The 20,049-nt window shown below is 52.9% G+C and carries 15 protein-coding genes; 10 read left to right on the top strand and 5 right to left on the bottom strand.

Features of this window, described 5'->3' with window-relative positions:
* Nucleotides 1–700: 700 nt before the first annotated feature.
* A complete protein-coding gene (locus tag DCC81_RS18405; RefSeq protein WP_108688041.1) occupies nt 701–1,129 on the bottom strand; it encodes a response regulator in 429 nt (142 codons plus the stop codon).
* Between the two features lie 458 nt (nt 1,130–1,587).
* Here DCC81_RS18405 and DCC81_RS18400 point away from each other — a divergent pair, with 458 nt between their 5' ends.
* The 4 genes from DCC81_RS18400 to DCC81_RS18385 all read left to right on the top strand — a co-directional run bounded on the left by DCC81_RS18400 (nt 1,588) and on the right by DCC81_RS18385 (nt 5,830).
* Entirely contained in the window at nt 1,588–2,892 is a 1,305-nt protein-coding gene (locus tag DCC81_RS18400) for a sensor histidine kinase (protein WP_108688040.1), read from the top strand.
* A gap of 122 nt (nt 2,893–3,014) precedes the next feature.
* Nucleotides 3,015–3,908 carry a carbohydrate kinase family protein gene (locus DCC81_RS18395; RefSeq protein ID WP_108688039.1) on the top strand — a complete coding sequence of 298 codons (894 nt, stop codon included), beginning with the start codon at nt 3,015–3,017 and terminating at the stop codon, nt 3,906–3,908.
* A 184-nt stretch (nt 3,909–4,092) separates the two neighbouring features.
* Nucleotides 4,093–5,064 (top strand): GlxA family transcriptional regulator, encoded by a 972-nt coding sequence (locus DCC81_RS18390; RefSeq protein ID WP_108688313.1) that lies wholly within the window; start codon nt 4,093–4,095, stop codon nt 5,062–5,064.
* Between the two features lie 67 nt (nt 5,065–5,131).
* Complete coding sequence (locus DCC81_RS18385) at nt 5,132–5,830, top strand: DUF2490 domain-containing protein (RefSeq protein ID WP_165806635.1); 699 nt, start codon at nt 5,132–5,134, stop codon at nt 5,828–5,830.
* A gap of 12 nt (nt 5,831–5,842) precedes the next feature.
* On the opposite strand, the gene DCC81_RS18380 is transcribed toward DCC81_RS18385, so the two are convergent.
* Both DCC81_RS18380 and DCC81_RS18375 read right to left on the bottom strand, forming a co-directional pair.
* Nucleotides 5,843–6,109 carry a DUF421 domain-containing protein gene (locus DCC81_RS18380; protein WP_108688037.1) on the bottom strand — a complete coding sequence of 89 codons (267 nt, stop codon included), beginning with the start codon at nt 6,107–6,109 and terminating at the stop codon, nt 5,843–5,845.
* Nucleotides 6,110–6,123: 14 nt separating this feature from the next.
* Nucleotides 6,124–6,744 carry a hypothetical protein gene (locus DCC81_RS18375; protein WP_108688036.1) on the bottom strand — a complete coding sequence of 207 codons (621 nt, stop codon included), beginning with the start codon at nt 6,742–6,744 and terminating at the stop codon, nt 6,124–6,126.
* Between the two features lie 588 nt (nt 6,745–7,332).
* Between DCC81_RS18375 and DCC81_RS18370 the strand changes: the two genes are divergently transcribed.
* From DCC81_RS18370 to DCC81_RS18350, 5 genes are all read left to right on the top strand, one after another.
* The gene (locus tag DCC81_RS18370) at nt 7,333–10,416 is read left to right on the top strand and encodes a SusC/RagA family TonB-linked outer membrane protein (protein ID WP_108688035.1); all 3,084 of its coding nucleotides are present in this window, start codon (nt 7,333–7,335) and stop codon (nt 10,414–10,416) included.
* Between the two features lie 44 nt (nt 10,417–10,460).
* Complete coding sequence (locus DCC81_RS18365; RefSeq protein WP_108688312.1) at nt 10,461–11,942, top strand: RagB/SusD family nutrient uptake outer membrane protein; 1,482 nt, start codon at nt 10,461–10,463, stop codon at nt 11,940–11,942.
* 36 nt (nt 11,943–11,978) lie between these two features.
* Nucleotides 11,979–13,811: an arylsulfatase gene (locus DCC81_RS18360; RefSeq protein WP_108688034.1), complete on the top strand. Its 1,833-nt coding sequence runs from the start codon at nt 11,979–11,981 to the stop codon at nt 13,809–13,811.
* A 146-nt stretch (nt 13,812–13,957) separates the two neighbouring features.
* On the top strand, nt 13,958–15,058 hold the full coding sequence (locus tag DCC81_RS18355) for a sterol desaturase family protein (RefSeq protein ID WP_108688033.1): 1,101 nt from the start codon (nt 13,958–13,960) through the stop codon (nt 15,056–15,058).
* Nucleotides 15,059–15,275: 217 nt separating this feature from the next.
* Nucleotides 15,276–16,595: a DUF3472 domain-containing protein gene (locus tag DCC81_RS18350; RefSeq protein ID WP_133177714.1), complete on the top strand. Its 1,320-nt coding sequence runs from the start codon at nt 15,276–15,278 to the stop codon at nt 16,593–16,595.
* Between the two features lie 94 nt (nt 16,596–16,689).
* Here DCC81_RS18350 and DCC81_RS18345 read toward each other — a convergent pair whose 3' ends face one another.
* Nucleotides 16,690–17,067, bottom strand: a complete 378-nt coding sequence (locus DCC81_RS18345) for a winged helix-turn-helix transcriptional regulator (protein ID WP_108688031.1) — start codon at nt 17,065–17,067, stop codon at nt 16,690–16,692.
* Nucleotides 17,068–17,185: 118 nt separating this feature from the next.
* Between DCC81_RS18345 and DCC81_RS18340 the strand changes: the two genes are divergently transcribed.
* Nucleotides 17,186–18,052, top strand: a complete 867-nt coding sequence (locus tag DCC81_RS18340) for an NmrA family NAD(P)-binding protein (protein ID WP_108688030.1) — start codon at nt 17,186–17,188, stop codon at nt 18,050–18,052.
* Between the two features lie 79 nt (nt 18,053–18,131).
* Here DCC81_RS18340 and DCC81_RS18335 read toward each other — a convergent pair whose 3' ends face one another.
* Entirely contained in the window at nt 18,132–19,979 is a 1,848-nt protein-coding gene (locus DCC81_RS18335; RefSeq protein ID WP_108688029.1) for a beta-galactosidase, read from the bottom strand.
* Between the last annotated feature and the right edge of the window lie 70 nt (nt 19,980–20,049).

Raw genomic sequence — 20,049 nt, 5'->3', positions numbered from 1 at the left:
GTAAGTTTAGACAAATCCGGATAACAGGATAAAATACACATTTTACATTTACATCATCTGCATCAGGTACCCCGCAGGCGGGCGGCTTCGGCTACTTCCAAAACCCACCCCTCAATTCGCCCCGGCTATTGCCCGCCTGGCGGTTCCCTAACTATTCCACTCCTTCACATTCACACACTTCGTTTAATTTTCGTTGGCAAAAAACTCTAAGTTGGCACAGGCTCCACGTCATCAAACCATCCTCCCATTTTCTCAAGGGAACCGGTAATCAGGTTCCGGGATATCTTCTCAAAGGAAGGGATAAACAGGCACTACTCACCTATCAAACGTTCAAAATCAACAGGGATGTCTTCAAAGGCACGGATAAAAAATCTCCTCACAAAACTGCTGCACCGCTGTTAAAAAATGTTGTGATGTTATAACAGCCTGCGATGCGCATTATTTCAAAAAAAGTTAAAGGCACAGATCATGAAAAACCTAGCGGCGTACATTGGGCAGCTGTCGCAGCATTACCGGTTGTGGCTTCAGTGCCTGCTTTCCCGGCATCAATATGCTTGTCAAAAAACCAATCAGTTGCTGTAACATGTTCATAGTTTTTAAGTTGATAATAATACTTCAGAGGCTAAGGATAAACAGGCATCTTCACAGGGATAGTAACAAATATGCGTTGTAATTCTATTCTATTTATTCATCACCATGCTCACAGGAAAAAGAAACGGGAAGACTGTGAATTTTTCTTATTTAAATATTCCTGTACGGTAAATATCCGGTTCAACACTTCGGTGATCCTGGGGAGCACCGCTCCTTCTTTGGTGATGTAATCAAAAGCGCCTGCCTGTACGGCAGCTTCGGCCATTTTTTTTTCCTCCTGGCTGCTCATGAGCACCACGTAAATATTCGGGTTGTAGCGCTTAATGCGGTCCAGCACTTCCAGCCCCGGCATATCACCCGGCCGGTGGTCCAGCAACACAATGTCCGGCCCTTCTTTCAGCTTTTCCAGCACGGTTCCGCCGGAGGCAAAACCAGATACGTTCTTATAACCCTGTCCGTCTAAATAGGCACCGTACATTGTCAGGCTGAATGGATCATCGTCTACCAGGAAGATCTTTCTCTTAAGCTTATCGTCCATGCATCCCGTATTTGACAGTTATATTGCGAAACCAATGCCATCCCGGCCAGAAGCCATTCCAACGGGCCACCATGGCCCATCTGCGGTTTTGGCATCCTTGTGTGCCAGGTCCATTTCCTGGAAATCCGTCCAGAATCTGGAAAACCAGCGCCTTCCAGGAGCCGGCCCCGGCAGTATAAACAGCCAGTTGTGTATAACCATTTCACCCCATATCTAAGCCCTTCATGAACAGCCGGCCCCATGCCTACCTGAAAAAACAATGCGCCAGGCAACGTATTTAGGTGCCTGATTATTATCTTAGCTTTATCAAATTATGCCGCTTTATTCCGTGGACAGACAATCTTTTGAGCCATAAGCTATTACAATCTGAGATGCTGTTTCAGGGGCCCGCTATCATCCCTTCACCCGGGGCCCGCTGGTATTGCCTCACCACAACGTAGTGCACATAGGACAGGAGCATGAAACCGAAACCGCAAAAGGACAAGATCAATAAGAGGTTACTCGGCCTGCTGAACCAAACCCAACTCCGTGATCAGACGGGCAGTTGGGAGTGGAAGCAGGAAGAGGACGTTTTTGTCTGGTCCGATGCACTCTTTGCCCTCCACGAAATTCCTCCCACTAAAAACAACGAGCTTTCCAAAGCAGACGCCCTGGCCTTCATGATGCCGCGCGACAAAGTATTGTTCGAAGTACAACTGGCGGCCCTGCCGCCGGAAGGGGAAACCCGGTTCAACAGCCGCATCAAAGCCAAGAACGGGGAGAAGAAAAAGATCCAGGTAACCGCCTACCGCCTCACGGATGAAGAAGGCCAGGAAGTGGTTTTCGGGGAATACCGCTTTGTGCCGGTAGCAGTAAAACAGGCCAACAGCACCCATCATATTGCCGCCCTGCCGGTGGCTAACGGTAACGGCCATACGAAAATTGGGGACGGGCCGGCGGATGATATTTCACCGGAAATAGCCGCACAGTTGCGCGCTGCTGCGCATTTACAGGCCCTCAACAATTCTTTGCAGGAAAAGAACCAGCAACTGGAACAATTGAACGAGGAGCACGCCTCCTTTGCTTTCATTGCCAGCCACGACCTGCGGGAGCCCCTGCGCAAACTGCAGCTCTTCAGTGATATCCTGCGCAAGCAACATGCGGATGCACTGCCGGACGATGTAAAGGAATACCTGCTTAAAATTGACATCGCCGCCCAGCGCATGAACGCACTGGTGGATGACGTGCTGGTATTTGCCCGCATCCAGGAGCACCCGGAGCCGCCGGAGCCGGTGGACCTTACAGATACGCTGGCCCAGGTGCGGGAAGATCTTTACGATGCCGTAACGGAAACCTGCGCCCTCCTCCATCCTTTTGAACTGCCGGTGATAAAGGGGCATGCATCCATGCTGTACCAGCTGTTCTTCAACTTCGTGGCCAACAGCCTTAAATTCCGCAAGCCGGGGCTATCCCCGGTGATCATCATCCGCGGGCTGGTAAGACAGCCGTGGGAATGGCCGGGCGCAAACCCCGCACCTGCACATCCGTGGCTGCAACTGTCGTTTACAGACAATGGCATTGGCATGGAAGAAAAATATGCAGATACCATCTTCAAAATGTTCCAGCGCCTGCACAATCAAAATCTTTATCCCGGTACTGGCATGGGCCTGGCTATTTGTAAAAAAATAGCCGCCATGCACCACGGCTATATTGACGTGAAGAGTGAACCGGGCAAAGGCACTACGTTCACCTGTTATTTACAAGCGGAAGTGGTGGAGCAGTGATAGCTGCCAGGGTGGCTATGGCTGTGTACAGGATGATCCTGCTGCCGGTACCGCAGCGCATGAAAAAGGAATAAAAAATGGCCGGATATTTTTTATATTGATAGCCGTATAAAAAACGGTTTATGGATTCCTCGGTGGTAAGTTTTGGTGAAGTACTCTGGGATATTTTTCCCAACGCAACCCGTATCGGCGGCGCGCCGCTCAATGTAGCCTATCATTTAACAAAGCAACATATTCCCTGCACTATGATCAGCCGCGTAGGCCGTGATGAGCTGGGTCAGCGGCTGCTGGCGCAATTGCAGGACTGGGGCATGCCGGCCACCGGCATCCAGGAAGATGCCAACCAGCCTACCGGCACTGTGCTGGCCACCTTTGATGAAAAGCACGAGCCGCATTACGATATTGTCCAGCCGGTGGCATGGGATCACATTGAATGGCAGCCTGTGTATGAAACGTTGCTACAGCAGGCAGGCGCATTCGTGTTTGGCAGCCTGGGCGCACGCCACGCCACCACGCGGAAAACGCTTTTTACGGCGCTGGAAATAGCGCACCTGAAAGTGTTTGATGTAAACCTGCGTGCGCCTTTCTACACGTTTGACCTCATCCGGTCCTTGCTGGAAAAGGCCGCTGTGCTGAAGGTGAGTGTAAGTGAGCTGAAGCAACTGCTGGACTGGCTGGACAAGCCTTACGTTGCCGAGGCGGATGGCGTGCATTACCTCCAGGATAAATTTAAGATCAGCGAAGTGTTGCTCACCAAGGGGGTGAAAGGCTCGGTGTATTATGCCAAAGGTTATCACCATGTATTTCCCGCGGTGCCGGTAACCGTGCGGGACACCGTAGGCAGCGGAGATGCCTTCCTGGCGGGCTTCCTGGCGGGTAAACTGCGCCAGCAGGGGCCTGTGAAGGCCATGCAGAATGCCGCATGGCTGAGCGCCTTTGTGACCAGCAAGGCAGGCGCCTGCCCTCCCTATACGGACGAGGAGTATAACGCATTTGTGGGCGCGCATCCGCTATAACCCTCGCAGGTGGCAGGTCTCCACTGCCACTTTTTGTCTTTCACCCCGGCAGGCTTTCAGCAGTTCCGTGACCAGGATACCGTTCCCTGAAGCGACCGGGCATGCGGGCAATTCAGGACATAAACAGGGGGCTTTTATGCCATATTTTGTTATGTTTGCAGCAAACATCAAAACCGCTCCACGTATGAGAACGATCGCCTTGCTCTTGCATGAAGATGTAGTACTGTCAACTGTTTCCGGCGCCCTGGATATGTTTTATCATGTGAACCGCTATTACGAAGCCAATGGCCGGCCCCATCCCTTTAAAGTGAACCTGGTGGGTGTGGCCGATACCAATACCCTCTTGCATTTCCCCGAGCGTTATGTGCAATACCAGTGCCTCTCGCAGGCCAGCCGTCCCGACCTGATCATCGCCCCTGCCTGGTACGGGACCCCGGCAGAAACCCTGCCCAAGCACCAGCAACTGCAGCAGTGGATGCGCCAGCAATACCAGCAGGGCACGGAAGTCGCCAGCCTGTGCTCCGGCAGCTATTTCCTGGCGGAAGCCGGCATACTCGATGGTAAATGCTGTACCTCCCACTGGTATGATATGCCGGACCTGAAAAGCCGCTACCCAAACGTGGACTTCATGGCCGACCGCGTGATCACCGATATTGATGGCGTGTACACCAGCGGGGGCGCCTTCTCCTCCCTGAACCTGGTGCTGTACATGATCGAGAAATTTTGCGGGCGCGAGATCGGCATCTGGGCCAGCAAGATGTTCTCCCTGGACATTGACCGCGTGCAGCAATCACACTTTGCTATTTTCCATGGACAGCGTACCCACAATGATGAACTGATCCTGAAGGCGCAGGCCTTTATTGAAGCGTCTTTTGGCGAGCCGCTCTCCGTAGAGCAACTGGCGGAGCATACCAACATGAGCAAGCGCAATTTCATCCGCCGCTTCAAAAGTGCCACGCAGAACACGCCGCTGGAATACCTGCAACGCGTAAAAATAGAATCGGCTAAGAAAGCACTGGAAAAAAGCGAGGAGAATATCGCTACGCTGATGTATGATGCGGGCTATAACGACATCAAGACCTTCCGCAACGTGTTTAAAAAATATACCGGCCTTACGCCCCAGGACTATCGCCGCAAATACCGCAGGATGGCGTAGAAATCCTATCTTTGCGGATCAACCAAATGCTGTAATTCGATTGTATACACACTTCAAATGCTTTGCAGTGGCCGTTTTGTTGGCCCTGCCCTTTTCTGTACAGGCACAATCCGACCGGCTGGGCAGCTGGGATATTGCCACGGCCATGATCAACCCGAATAACCGCTTTTCTGTATGGCTTGAAACGCAAACCCGCTCCCAGGGCCTTACCCAGGACTTTTATTATTACGAGACCAAGGGTGGTTTAGTGTACAATATCCAGAAGAAAATGTCAGTGATGCTGGGCGTGGGCAACTACCACACCTTTGATTATCCCGGCAATTTCAAGGGGGGCGCGCTGGTAAAGGAGTTCCGCCTGTGGGAGCAACTGATCCTTAACAACAACATAGACCGGGTAAAAATAGAGCACCGTTACCGCATTGAGCAGCGCTGGCTCAATGGTGATTACCGCAACCGTTTCCGTTACCGCATCAATCCCGTGGTGCCCATCAATCATCCCAAAGTGGTGGCGCATACCTTTTATGTCACTGCTTTTGATGAAGTATTCTTCACGAACAGTGCGCCTTACTTTGAGCGCAACCGCTTCTTTGCCGGCGCCGGTTACCAGTTCAGCGACCTGTTTGCCTTCCAGGCAGGCTACATCCGCCAGTTTGATTACAACAAGGTGAATGATGGCAGCGGTAAAAATTCTATCCAGACAGTGTTCCTGTTTTACCTGGATAAGCACACGCTGCATCCCGAGCGCAGGCCCAATGTGATGGACTAAGCAGCTTTTTTCTCATGCCAGTACACGGTTTCCCAGCACCATTACGGCCGCTGCCACCACCGTGGGCCAGTAAGGCGAAGCGCCCACGACTCCCCGCGCCAGCACAGCACCAAAGAGGATAGTGATGATCATGTCCTGGGCCGACTTCTTACCGAAAATACGCATACCGCCCAGGCGCAGCAAAGCCAGGGATACAAAAAAGGTAACGAACGAACGGACACCCATCTGCAGTGCATCCAGGTGCTCACCCGTTCCCCACAACGTGTCTGTAATATTCATAAGGTTTTCTCTTTTCAATCCTGTCTGCCCAGCATGCCCTTAGCCCATGCACTCCATTGCAGTTTGGACACACCGATGGCGCCGGACGCGCCAATGATGGCATTGCGCACATCATCTACCACGTGCCCGGTATGCGTATTGGGCACTTCATTACGCCCGTACACTGTAGCGGTCAGCTGGTCGTAATTACGGGTGATCACAAAGGTGCTGGTAGCATCTTCGTTGAGGAAATGCGCCACCCCTTCCGTTTTGTGCAGCGGGTGCTGTGTGGGCCGGCTGCGCATATAGCTGATCTCTTGGTGGTCATTCAGCACCACATCTTCCACCTTTTCTATCAATACCCAATCGTAGCCCTGGCCAGTGGTGCTGCCGGGACCGGGTATGTCAATGCGGATGTACAGCCCCGCCTGGGCCGGCCCTTCCACGGCATTGCCATGAAGATCTATCAATTGAAAACCGGAGGAAAACCTGCCGCACAGGTCTTTCCAGCCGTTCACTGCCTTGAGGCGCACCACGGCTGCGGTAAATTCCGTGCGGGCGGCGTCTTCGCCGGCGGAGACATGGTGGGCGGCCGTTTCCGTGGCCTCGCCCTGGTGTTGTGCGGGTACAAAAGGAATGGCTAAACTGTCTGACATGGGCAATCCATTTTCCTGTGGAGCCCCGAAATGCATGCCAAACCCACGTATAACCCGTTATAGAAGTTGCAACATTTGTGTGTGTGTTGAAAAAATATTTACCCTACAGATTTTGTAGACTAATATTTTTAACTATTTTTGCTGTGGTAAAACTATTGCCCTTACCACCAGGCAGTTTTCATATCAACCGGTCAATCTTAACTGCAATCCGATGGCACACAGTAAACCGTCAGCAATCTTTATTCAACCAAATAACTTCCGGCCTGTAACAGGCGGTTGTTGTTGCTGTATGGGCTGCTAGTCCTGTATTCCCCTTCCTAATAACCGGTCTTCTTCATCAACATAATTGTATCGATATGCTTATTACCCGGCAGTGCCCGCCTTCCAGCCGGCATGGTCCTCCATAGCATTGAAAGGGGTTTCGTAGGATTCATTGGGCCCCTACCCTCCCGCTTTGGGACAGGGACAAAAAAATGGCCGGGAACAGTTGGCGCTGTTTCCGGCCTGACTAAAACAAAAGGCTCTCGTATGTGACGCGCAGCATTGCTGCCGGCGGCACGCCTATTTTTTAATCGTTAATCAAAAGTAATGAAAAAAAGTTTCTTTGCTGCGGCATGGCTATGCCTTTCCGCGCCGGCACTGGCGCAGGGACCGGCCACTGCTACTACCGCTCAAAGCAAGTCCCTGCACGGTACAGTAACGGACGGGAAGAACAGCCGCATTCCCGGCGCCACCGTGCAGATCAAGGGCTCTAAAGAAGTGAGTGTAACAGACAACAACGGCAACTTCGCATTTACAAGACCTCATACGTATCCCCTTACGCTTTCCATCAGCAACATCGGGTTTCAACCACAGGAAGTAGTGGCCACAGGCCCTGCCGTGGACGTGCATTTGCAGGAAAGCCAAAGCCAGTTGAACCAGGTGGTGGTAGTAGGCTATGGCACCCTGCGCCGCAGCGACATTACCGGTTCCGTAACCTCCGTATCAAAAGTAGCACTGGCACAACCGGCGGCTTCATTTGATAATTTATTACAGGGCTCCGTGTCCGGCGTATCTGTCACCCAGGCCTCCGGCCAGCCCGGCAGCACGGCCAATATCCGTATCCGTGGTGGCAACTCCATTTCATTCAGCAATGAACCGCTGTATGTGATCGATGGGTTCATCGTGTATACCAATAACAGTTACACCTCCACCGGCGCCGGCAGCGGCCCCGCAGTGAATGCACTGAGCACGGTAAACCCCAGCGACATTGAATCCATTGAAGTGCTGAAAGACGCTGCTGCTACGGCCATCTACGGCTCCCATGGCGCCAATGGCGTGATCATCATCACCACCCGCCGTGGTAAAAAAGGATCGGACGATGTGAACTATGCCGGTTACTATGGGACCCAGCAGGTGGATAAGAAGCTACCCCTGCTCAATGCAAAGCAATGGGGATCGCTGGTAAATGATATTAACGTGAGTGATGGCGTGGCCAGGACCTACACAGATGCACAGCTGGATGCACTTGGGCAGGGATACGACTGGCAAAGCGCGGGCTTGCGTCATGCCCCCATTCAAAACCACGAGTTATCCATTGCCGGTGGCGATGATAAATCGCGCTACCTCATTTCCGGTAATTATTTTGACCAGGATGGCATCCTGAAATCCACTTACTTCAAGCGCTATGCTGCCCGCATTAACTATGAACGGAATGTGTCTGACCGCTTCCGTGTGGGCGTGAATGCATTTGGCAGCAGCAGCCAGCAGCAACAGCCCGGTGTGGGCGTGGGCCCGCTGGGACCGGCCTTTTCCAACCTGTTGCTCACCGCACCGGTAGCAAAGATTTACAATGACGATGGCAGCTATTATACCGGCAGCCCGTTCTTCGACACGCCTAACACCAACCCCCTGCAGGATATTACGGCGGTGACGAATGTAAGTGATCTTACCCGAGTGCTGGCCAATATTTATGGTGAATACCGCCTTACCCGCGATCTGAAGCTGAAAGTGGCCGGGGGCGCGGATCTGATCAATACCAAGCAGAATTATTACGCACCCTCCTACACTAGTTTTGGTAATCCCGGTGGCTTTGCATCCGTAGGCCAGATCAAATCCACTACCTGGCTTAATGAAAATACGCTGACGTACGACCACACCTTTGGCAGTGATCATTCCCTCATTGTGCTGGCGGGCTTCACTACCCAGAAAGCCACCGATGAATCGGCAGTAGCTTCTGTGAAGAATTTTTCCAATGACCTTACCGGGTATAACAACCTGGGCGCAGGCTCCACGCCGGTATTGCCCACTTCCAATGCGCATACCTGGACCATGAACTCCTGGCTGGCCCGCATCAATTATTCGTACCTGCACAAGTACAACCTTACATTGTCTGCCCGTGCAGACGGATCGTCTGTGCTGGGTGCCAATAATAAATGGGGCTATTTCCCCTCCGTGGGCTTTTCCTGGAACGCATCGCAGGAAGACTTCTTTGCAGGTATCCGCAACACGGTGTCTAACCTGAAGGTGCGTCTCTCCGCCGGTAAGACCGGCAACTCGGGCATTCCTGCCTACAGCTCGCTGGCTGCGGTGATCCCTACTAACTATTACTTTGGCGGCACCCTGGTAACGGGCTTTGCACCGAACCAACTGGCTAATCCAAACCTGAAGTGGGAAAGCACCGCCCAGTACAATGCCGGTGTGGATATAGGCTTCCTGCAAGACCGCATTTCCGTGGTGGCCGATGTGTACTACAAGAAAACATCCGACCTGCTGCTGAATGTGCCGCTCCCGCTGTACACCGGCTATGCCAGCGCCATTGAGAACGTGGGCAGCGTGGAAAACAAAGGCTTTGAAATAGGCATCAACACGGAGAATATCCGCACCAGCAATTTCTCCTGGAAAACCAACCTGGTGTTTGCGCACAATGCCAACAAGGTAGTGAGCCTGGGCCCCGGGGTGGACAACTTCATCCCCACGGTGCAACTGGGCCAGATCTCTCCCATGATCGTGAAAGTAGGCCTGCCGGTGGGTACCTTCTGGGGCTACACCACGGACGGGTTGCTGACCAAGGAAGATATTGCCAATGGCGTGCCCCTGCTCACGGGCGTATCCCAGCAGGTGGGCGACCGTAAATATGTAGCGCTGAACGGCCACAAAAGCGTGACCATTGCAGACAAGCATAACCTGGGCAACGCACAGCCCAAGTTTACCTTCGGCTTCTCCAACAGCCTTTCCTACAAAGGGTTTGACCTCAACTTTTTCCTCCAGGGCTCTTATGGCAATAAAATCTTTAACCAATACCAGCAAATCCTGGAACGCCCCACCCTGTCGCAAAATGCTGCTGCGCTGCTGGCAGACCGCTGGAGTGAAACCAATCCTGATGGCAAGCTGCCCAAGGCTACCAATGCACCGGTGGCTCAGGTAACAGACCGTTACGTGGAAGACGGCTCCTACCTGCGTTTGAAGAACGTTTCCTTCGGTTATAGCCTGCCCAAATCCGCACTATCACATATCCACGTGAAGCAGATCCGTGTGTATGTGCAGGCGCAGCACCTCTTCACCATCACCCACTACACCGGCCTGAACCCGGAGGTGAACTATTTTGACGGTGACAACACCAAACAAGGCATAGACCAGGGCCTTTACCCCGCCGCAAAGACCTTCCTGGCAGGCGCCAATTTCACTTTTTAATTGTACAGTGTACAATGATACTAACGGTAATGAATAAACGAATTATGAAAAAGGGACTACTCATATTTGGCAGCCTGGTGATGCTCAGTGCGTGCAATAAGCTCGTTGAAAATCCCAACGCGCTGATCTCCCAGCAACAATATTATAAAACGCAGGCGGATGCCATAGCGGCCGCCAACGCGGTATACAACACACTGAACAGCGCCGCGGGCGACTTCCCCATGTACGGGCGGCAGTTAAACCTGATGACGGACAATGCCAGCGATAACCATAACTTCAGTCCAAGCAACACCAACCCGGATGTGCGCGCCATGGGGACAGTGACCTATGTGCCGGCCAACGGGCGCATTCTCAAGAACTGGCAGCAACATTACTTTGGCATTAACCGCGCTAACCTGGCGATTGACAACATACCGAATATCCCGGAAGAAAAATTCACGGACCAGCGCATACAGGCGCGCACTATCAACGAAGCAAAATTCCTCCGCGGGCTGCTGTACTTTAACCTGGTGCGCCTTTTTGGCGATGTGCCGCTCATCCTGCACAATCCCACTTCCGTGGACATCACAGCCCTGCAAGTGCCCCGCACCTCGCGCGACGCTGTGTACCGGCAGGTGATAGCCGATCTTACTGATGCCACCAACCTGCCCAAATCATATACCGGCGCAGACGTAGGAAGGGCTACCAGCGGAGCCGCCCACGCGCTGCTGGCCAAGGTGTATGTGACCCGCCACGACTGGCAACATGCGCTCACAGAATTACAGGCTGTGCTTAACGGCGGCTATGGTTACGGGCTGTTCTCTGATTACAAAGATGCGTTTCAAAAATCTACCAAGAACGGCATTGAGCACATCTTCTCCGTGCAGTTCCAGACCAACGGCGGTGAGGCAAACAGCGTGCAGTACCTGAGCCAGAGCTTCAACTCTTTCAATACCGGCACCTACCCCATTGACATCATCTCCGACAGCAGCGTGGTAAAACTGTTCCCCGCCGGCGATACGCGTATAGCAGTCACCTTCTTTGACCGCCAGTACAATCCTGCCACCGGCGATACCGTGTACTGGAAGAACCCATACGCGCCTTACCTGAACAAGTTTGTGGACTACAGCATTTCCCCGCTCATCAACCAATCGCTGAGCGGCATCAACTTCCCGGTGATCCGCTATGCAGAAGTGCTGCTGCTGTATGCGGAAGTGCTCAACGAGATCAACGGCGGGCCCACTGCCGAGGGCTACAATGCGATCAACCAGGTGCGCCAGCGCGCCCACACCGGCAACCTGGTAACGGGCCTGAACCAGCATGATTTCCGTGATTCCTTGTTTGCAGAGAGAAGAAGGGAATTTATACAGGAAGGCCAGCGCTGGTTTGACCTGGTGCGCCAGGGCGGGCACACGCTGGTGGATGCCTTGCACAAGATAGCCGCCAAATCTGCCGCATCGGACAAGGATACCTTGTTCCCGATCCCGCTGCAGGAAATACAACTGAACCCATTACTGACACAAAACCCGGGTTGGGAAAATAACTAACCCCACCTGTTCCCATCGCATAAACTACTTTTCATCATGTACAAACATTTTTCTCTACTGGCTGCCGGTGCGTTGCTGACAGCATCCTTATCCGCCCAGAACACCCCACAGCCTTACCAGGCCGTAGTGGGCAAAACCCTGGCCGATTCAAAAGAATGGTGGCCCACCCCCGTGAAGCCCAAACCCGGTTCGCCCAACGTGGTGCTCATCCTCCTGGACGATGTAGGCTACAGCGCCACCCACACCTTTGGTGGCGTGATCAACACGCCCACGTTCGACAGCCTGGCTGCTAACGGTCTCCGGTATACGAATTTTCACACCACGGCCATCTGCGCCCCTACCCGTGCGGCATTGCTCACCGGCCGTAACCATCATTACGTGCATGAAGGCGGTTTCTCCCACACAGCCATGAGCGCGGGCTTCCCGGGATGGGACGGCCGCATACCGGATGATAAAGGTACCATTGCCCAGATCCTGAAGGCCAATGGATACAACACCTTTGCCGTAGGTAAATACGGCGTTACCCCGGATGAAGAAGCTACGGACGCAGGCCCCTTTGACCACTGGCCCAGCGGCAAAGGCTTTGAACATTTCTTTGGCTTCCTGGGCTCGGAAACAGACCAGTACAAGCCAGACCTGGTGGAAGAAAATGCGCACGTGATCCCCGATGGGCGTCACCTTAGCGACCAGCTCACGGATAAGGCCATTGCCTACATAGGCCGCCAGAAAAAAGCAGCGCCAGACAAGCCCTTCTTCCTTTACTATGCACCCGCCGCCACCCACTCCCCGCACCAGGTGGATACTTTCTGGAGCAATAAATACAAAGGCAAGTTTGACCAGGGGTGGGACTGGTACCGCACCACCGTGTTTGCCAACCAGCAAAAACTGGGTGTGATCCCCGCCAATGCAAAACTGCCGGAACGCAACCCTGCCATCCCCGCGTGGAGCAGCCTGCCCCCCGGCCAGCAAAAACTGTATGCACGTTTCATGGAAGTATATGCCGGCTACCTGGAATACACCGACTATGAAGTAAGCCGCGTGGTGAATTATTTAAAAGAGATCAACCAGCTGGATAATACCCTCATCTATGTGATCATTGGCGACAATGGCGGCAGCAAGGAAGGCACCATCCATGGCCAGATCCGTGGCAAAAGCACCGGCTTTGCCAATGCCGCTGTTACTGATTCTGCATACCTGGCACTAAATGAGAACGGAGAAGCGCAGATAGGTACCCCGGCCTCCTGGACCAACTATCCCCTGGGCTGGTCACAGGCGGCCAACACGCCTTTCAAAGACTGGAAAATGGATGCCAACAGTGAAGGCGGCACCCACAATCCGCTCATCGTTTTCTACCCAAAAGGTATTACGGATAAAGGCGGCATCCGCACACAGTACAGCCATGTGATAGACATCCTGCCCACCACGCTGGAATTCCTGGGCATCGCCCCGCCTGCGGAGATCCATGGTATCAAACAGGATACGCTGCAAGGCACTTCACTGGTATATTCTTTCAATGATGCCAGGGCGCCCTCCCGCCATACCACACAGTACTACTACATCTTTGGCGCCCGCGCCATTTACCATGATGGCTGGAAAGCCGCAGCAGCGCACCGCCCGGACTACCGCGACTTCAGCCGCTTTAAAGACGGACCGGCTTTACCCGCGCGTGACTGGGACAAGGACGAATGGGAGCTGTATAATCTCAATGACGATCCTACAGAACGTGTGAACCTGGCCAAAAAATACCCGGAAAAACTGGCAGCGCTGAAAGCCCTCTTTGACGCAGAAGCTACCAAGAACCATGTGTACCCCCTGATTGATTTTGACGATGTACTGCACCAGCGCATTCACCAGCACTATGTAAAATAAAACCATGCATATGAACACTTCAGACTTCTGGCTGATTGCCCGGAAAATAGTGGTGGGCATGTTATTGACAGCCGGTCCATTTCTTTTGTTCTTCTTTGCTGTGCGCCTGTTGCAGCATTTATTGTAAACCGTAAAACTTCATTCTTATGAAACTGGAAAAACAGATGGCAAGGACCATCACCCGGGATCTGCTGGTAAGCGTGTTGCTGTATGTGGCGCCGGTGGCATTGATGGCCCTTTCCTTTGCCATCAGCGGTCAAAAGCCCTGGCTGGCGCCGCACACGGGCCCTACATTGCAGTTTAAAGCACCTGGCTTTATTGAAGCCGTGTTCAACAACCTGGCCAGCTGGGGCCTGCCCACCATTATGCTCACCCTGGGTGTGGCGGAATTTGCCCTGGGCCTGTATGAAAACAAATGGAAGAAGAACGAACGCATCCTGGATATTGTGTGTTTTGTAATACCCAAGGTATTGATAAAACCTGCGGTGGTGTTCTTCTCCCTGAAAGCCCTGCCGGTGCTATTGCCGGGCTTAAAGAATGCGTTTGTGTGGATCCCTTTTGCATGGGCGGCCCTTATCATCGCTGTGTTTGACGATCTTACGCAATACTGGTACCACCGCCTGCACCACCAGGTGCCCTGGCTGTGGCGTTTTCACCGCACCCACCATTCCGCGCCCTACATGGGTATGGCCATGGCCAGCCGCCAGAACATCATTTACACTATCTTCTTTTCGCAGATCTATCTCACTGCGGCGCTTACTTACCTGGGCCTGGGTTATGCAGCGCTGTTTGTAACCGTGGTGAAGTCACTGATCACCACCGGCGCGCACTCCAGCATTGCGTGGGATAAGCCTTTCTATAAATACAAAGGGCTGCACCCCATCGGCTGGGTACTGGAACGCCTGATCTCCACGCCAGCTACTCACCAGGCTCACCATGCGGATACGGATGGTGATGGCATAGGACACTACAAGGGCAACTTTGGCAACATGTTCTTCATCTGGGACATACTCTTTGGCACCGGCATCATTACACGCCGCTACCCGCAAACCTTTGGCATCAAACATTACAAAGAAGAAGAATGGTATGCCCAGTTCCTCTGGCCTGTTTTTAAATCCAGGAAAGCAGGCAGCGAGTTGTCCAAAGGCGGGCCCGTAGTGGGTGATGAGCCTGCACTGGCACCCAATGCACCACTGCAGGTGACCCGCGCGGAGCGCGAAGAAGTATCGGTACTGGCAAATGGTTAATGCTCATTCCATCCTACACAAATAGCCAAACCAGGAAACGGGGACTGCCATCAGGCGGTCCTTTTTTTTGCATTGCGCCTGTATCAAACGTTTGCGCTAATTGCGGGCGGCATGACGGTTTATACGCGGAAAGCTGATAATTTAGCAACGGTATTTGTTACGCTTGTTCATTTTCAACCAAACCTTTCTAAAAACCTCCAAACCCAAAACTCACCGTATGCGCATCTCTCCAAACATTCGCCTTGTGGCGATAGTGGCCATCGCATTTCCTCTAATGGCCGCCTGCAGCAAAGAAGCATTGCGATCTGTCACTTCCAACCTCCATGACGGCAGCGGTTCCAGCGCCCGCGCCGCCACAGAAACAGACACCATCCTCTTGAAAAACGGGTATGGTGTGCCCAATGAAACGGGCATCAACATTGGCAGCAACGGCACCAGCAACTGGACCACCAATGCCAATACTGCACTGGCCTATGCTACCATCAACACCAAAGGCACGCTCAGTGTAAGTTTGCTGGCCAAGTCGCCGGATGGTGCGGGCACTGTATCTGTAACGGTGGACGGCAAAGTGCTCACCGTGAATGTGCCCCAGAGCACCACCTATCAGCAGCTTACTGCCGGCAATGTGAACATTACCAACACCGGCATCAAATCATTTACCATCAAAGGCGTGAAAAAACCGGGCGCCTATTATGCGGATGTAAATGCGATCGTAATTTCCGGCACCGCCGCTACCGGCGCGTATTACAACAAGTCTGATTACCGCACCTGCCCCGCGGTGCACATGGGCTACAACATGCATGCAGGTGATACGGCGGCCTGGTTTTACAACGAGATCAAAGTGCCGGCAGGTAGCGATGTGGTGCCTACTTTTTTCATGGCCAACGGATTTTACGCAGGCTACTTTGGCATCCAGGTGAATAGCGCCACGGAACGCCGCATCCTCTTCTCTATCTGGAGTGATTACAACACCAATGACCCGAACGAGATCCCGGCCAACTACTCCGTACGCCTGGTACAGAAAGGACCACTGGTGACCACGGAAGAAAACTTTGGCAATGAAGGCTCCGGGCGCCACGCCATTGCGGTGTACAACTGGCATACAGACAGTACATACAAATTCCTAGTACACTCCGTGCCGGATACCGGTGGGGTTACGTATTCCGGTTATATTTTCCTGAACAACCAGTGGAACCTGATTGCCACTTATTACAAGCCGGTAGGGGTTTACAATATGGAGAGCCTCTACTCCTTCATCGAAGACTTTGGTAACGGGCTGGATAGCTACAAACAGCGGCAGATGATCGTACAGAACCAATGGATCGTAACACCGGGCGGTGTGTGGAAACAGCTTACCACGGCCAATTTCACGACCACCACGCATGACGACAACTTCTCGCGTACAGACTATGGTGCGTCAACTACCGGTACCGGCTATACGTACTTTACCAGTGGCTTTATACCCAGCACTGCGCATGACAACCAGGCCTTCACCTGCAATGCAGGCACCCAGCCTAATGTGACACTGCCACAATAAATACGCTTTCTTTTTTAACCAATTCCACGCGGTACCGGTACTGCAGGTTTTTACCGCAAATGTGAAGCCGCCCTTTACCGGGCGGCTTCTTTATTTAAGCCACATAAGCCGCGCGGGATGCCAGGATCTCCCTCATATGTTCCTTGGACCATTCCACCAGGCCATGGATGTGGGGTAGCAGGCTTCTGCCTCTTGGTGTGAGCGCATACTCCACGCGGGGCGGTATCTGCGGGTACATGGTGCGGCTTACCAGTCCATCCGCTTCCAATGTCTTTAAAGTAACGGTGAGCATCTTCTGGGAAATGCCGCCGATGGCTTTATGCACTTCATTAAAACGCAGGGCATCCACATCATCCAGCACCAGCAGCACCAGGGTGGCCCACTTGTCACCAATGCGGTCCAGGACACTGCGCACCGGGCAATCCATGGTGCCAGGTTCCGCCGCAAGATATTCTTTCAAACTTTTTTCCATTGCAATGTGTTGAGAATGAACAATAGTTACCTGGAAGTGTGTTGAAAACAAAATCGTGCCTTCTTTTTCGGCAGTTAGTTTCCATTTACCTTTAACATACCAAAAGTAACTAATTAATATGGGAAAGACATTGATTACCGGTGTAACCGGCGGACTCGGCGGGACAGTAGCAGACTTCCTGGTGAAGAAAGTACCCGCAACCAACCTGGCCGTACTGGCCCGTGACGCAGCAAAAGCACAACGTTTTGCCGATGCTGGCATTGAGATACGCGTGGGGGATTATAATGACCCCGCATCACTGGTAAAGGCATTCAGCGGCGTGGATACTTTGTATTTTGTATCCGGCAATGACATAGCGGCACGCCTGTCCCAGCATGAAAACGTAGTGAACGCCGCAAAAGCGGCCGGTGTGAAACACATTGTGTACACCAGCTCTGTGCGTAAGGATAGCTCCGCTGCCAGCCCGCTATACCCTGTGCTGGAAGCGCATATTAAAACGGAAGAATGGATCAAGGCTTCCGGCCTTACTTACACTATCACGCAGCACAACCTGTATGCAGAAGTGATCCCCGTGTTTGCCGGCGCCCAGGTGCCCCAGACAAAGACCGTTTTTATTCCTACCGGTAATGGTAAAGCCGCCTTTGCATTGCGCCAGGATTTTGCAGAAGCAGAAGCCAATATCCTGGCCAATCCTGCACCGCATGCAAACAGGGTGTACCAGCTGGGCGGCGCTGAAGCGCTGACCTTTGCAGACGTAGCCGTCCTGGCGGGTGAAGGCATCACATTCGTATCTCCTGGTATGGAAGAATACAAGGCTGCCCTGCATAGCGCCGGCGTGCCGGATGTGTATGTGGCCATGCTCTCACAGTTTGCCGCAGCCATCGCACTGGGAGACTTTGACGAAGTGAATGGCCAGTTGGAGCAACTCCTGGGCAGGAAGCCTGGTGACGTGAAAGCCTTTATCAAAGCGGCATACAAGCAATAGGAAAACAGACCGGTTCATAAAAAAAACGGCTGCTTCTTTGAGAAAGAGGCAGCCGTTTTCTACTTAAATGTAAATGATCTTATTGCTTTACCAGCTGGTCCAGTACCGGCGTGGTAACGGCCTGCAGGCTGGTTTGTTTTTTCTCATTGAGCTGTTCAAACACTACAATCTCGTTGGCACCTTTCTTCAGCCAGCAGCCCGGTACATACAGGGTATGCTGGGGGCCCACTTTCCAGTAGCGGCCCAAGTTATGGCCGTTCACAAACACGATGCCTTTGCCCCAGTTCTTCATATCCAGGAAGGTATCACCGGTTTTGGTAAGATTGAACTTGCCGCTGTACAGCACCGGGTGGTTTGCCGTATAGGCTTTACCGTTCACCGCGGGTTGTTTGTCCATGGGCAGCTTGTACATCTTCCAGTTGCCGGTGATCTCCGTACTGTCTATCAGCACAGGGCTGATAATGCCTTTAGTGTTGTGGATAATAGCAGCGCCGTAGTTAATGCGGCCCATGTTCTCTACCAGGATGTCCAGGGTAGCGTTGAAGGGGATGTCTATATCGCAGTCATATTTTTTATAGTAGCGGTTCAATTCTGCTACCAGTGTGCCGTTCACGTACACCAGTGCATAGTCGCGCAGGCCCGCCAGGTGCAGTTTTCCGCTGATAGGCTGGTTAAACTTGCGACTGTACAGCACATAACCGTGGCCCTGGTTCAGGTCTTCAAACGTGAGGGGATTATCATCCACCACGGGTTCCAGTTTGTCTTTCCAGGCCAGTACATCTTCCGTTTTGTCCAGTTTAATGGCGGGGATGCTGATCACGGGCAACGCTGCCGGGACGGGTGGCAGGGAGTCTTTGCTGTATTGCTGCAGCAGGGAGCGGATGGCCTTGTACTTCGGCGTAGCCCAACCGGCTTCACTGATGGGCGCATCGTAATCGTAGCTGGTCATATCCGGCTGGATGTCGTGCTGCTTGTCGTAGTTAGCGCCACTGGTGAAACCAAAGTTAGTGCCGCCGTGCACCATGTAGAAGTTGAAGGACACGTCTTCTTTCAGGTATTTTTCTGTTTGTTTGGTCACTTCATCGGCGCTTACCTTGGGGAAGGGCTCAGCCCAGTGGTCCAGCCAGCCGGGGTAAAACTCTGCCACCATGTAGGGGCCTTCATTATCGTGGTATTGGTTCACCACCTTTTTCAGGTTGACAATATTGTCTTCTCCATTGGCGGTGGGCAGGCATCCTTCAATGGTGCCGCCTTCAAAGAGCCAGCTGCCGTCGGAGGTAAACAGGGGCACCGTGGCGCCATTGGCCACCAGCGCGTCTTTAATGGCTTTGGAATAAGCCTTGTGCGTAGCCAGGGGAATATCCTTACGCTGGGCCACATAAGAGCCGAACTCATTCTCCGCCTGTATCATAATTACCGGGCCGCCTTCACTTACCTGCAGGTCTTTTACCTGGGCCATCAGCTCTTTAATGTAGGTGCGGCAGGAATCCAGGAAGGGAACATTATTGGTGCGGATCTCCAGTGCTTTTTCTTTTTGCAGCCACCAGGGATAGCCGCCAAACTCCCACTCCGCACAAGCATAAGGGCCGGGGCGCAGGATCACATGCAGGCCTTCTTCACCGGCCAGTTTAATAAATTCGCGGAGGTTGTGATTGTCCGTTTTCCAGTCCCACACACCCGGTGCGGTCTCATGGTAGTTCCAGAACACGTAGGTAGCCACGGTGTTGAGGCCCATGGCTTTCATCATTTGCAGGCGCTGGCGCCAGTACTCGCGGGGTACGCGGGCAAAGTGCATTTCACCGGAATGAATATGAAAAGGCTGCCCGTCGTAGCGGAACTCCCCTTTGCTGATCTCGAAATGATGTTGCTGTGCAAACACCGGCTGGAGGCCGGCTCCCAGCAGGCAGGCTAATAACAGTCGCTTCATAATTTGTGTAAATAGCATCCCGTAATATTCGACAAAAAAAGACAATTCTGGTAGGGCTTGCAAGCAAATG

Origin of the sequence: Chitinophaga parva (assembly GCF_003071345.1) — a bacterium.
Taxonomy (GTDB): domain Bacteria; phylum Bacteroidota; class Bacteroidia; order Chitinophagales; family Chitinophagaceae; genus Chitinophaga; species Chitinophaga parva.
This window is presented reverse-complemented; position numbering and strand designations above follow the sequence as displayed.

Excerpts from the sequence above, each read along its gene's own strand:
- DCC81_RS18405 (WP_108688041.1), bottom strand. The coding sequence starts at position 1,129 with ATGGACGATAAGCTTAAGAGAAAGATCTTCCTGGTAGACGATGATCCA.
- DCC81_RS18400 (WP_108688040.1), top strand. The coding sequence starts at position 1,588 with ATGAAACCGAAACCGCAAAAGGACAAGATCAATAAGAGGTTACTCGGC.
- DCC81_RS18395 (WP_108688039.1), top strand. The coding sequence starts at position 3,015 with ATGGATTCCTCGGTGGTAAGTTTTGGTGAAGTACTCTGGGATATTTTT.
- DCC81_RS18390 (WP_108688313.1), top strand. The coding sequence starts at position 4,093 with ATGAGAACGATCGCCTTGCTCTTGCATGAAGATGTAGTACTGTCAACT.
- DCC81_RS18380 (WP_108688037.1), bottom strand. The coding sequence starts at position 6,109 with ATGAATATTACAGACACGTTGTGGGGAACGGGTGAGCACCTGGATGCA.
- DCC81_RS18375 (WP_108688036.1), bottom strand. The coding sequence starts at position 6,744 with ATGTCAGACAGTTTAGCCATTCCTTTTGTACCCGCACAACACCAGGGC.
- DCC81_RS18370 (WP_108688035.1), top strand. The coding sequence starts at position 7,333 with ATGAAAAAAAGTTTCTTTGCTGCGGCATGGCTATGCCTTTCCGCGCCG.
- DCC81_RS18365 (WP_108688312.1), top strand. The coding sequence starts at position 10,461 with ATGAAAAAGGGACTACTCATATTTGGCAGCCTGGTGATGCTCAGTGCG.
- DCC81_RS18360 (WP_108688034.1), top strand. The coding sequence starts at position 11,979 with ATGTACAAACATTTTTCTCTACTGGCTGCCGGTGCGTTGCTGACAGCA.
- DCC81_RS18355 (WP_108688033.1), top strand. The coding sequence starts at position 13,958 with ATGAAACTGGAAAAACAGATGGCAAGGACCATCACCCGGGATCTGCTG.
- DCC81_RS18350 (WP_133177714.1), top strand. The coding sequence starts at position 15,276 with ATGCGCATCTCTCCAAACATTCGCCTTGTGGCGATAGTGGCCATCGCA.
- DCC81_RS18345 (WP_108688031.1), bottom strand. The coding sequence starts at position 17,067 with ATGGAAAAAAGTTTGAAAGAATATCTTGCGGCGGAACCTGGCACCATG.
- DCC81_RS18340 (WP_108688030.1), top strand. The coding sequence starts at position 17,186 with ATGGGAAAGACATTGATTACCGGTGTAACCGGCGGACTCGGCGGGACA.
- DCC81_RS18335 (WP_108688029.1), bottom strand. The coding sequence starts at position 19,979 with ATGAAGCGACTGTTATTAGCCTGCCTGCTGGGAGCCGGCCTCCAGCCG.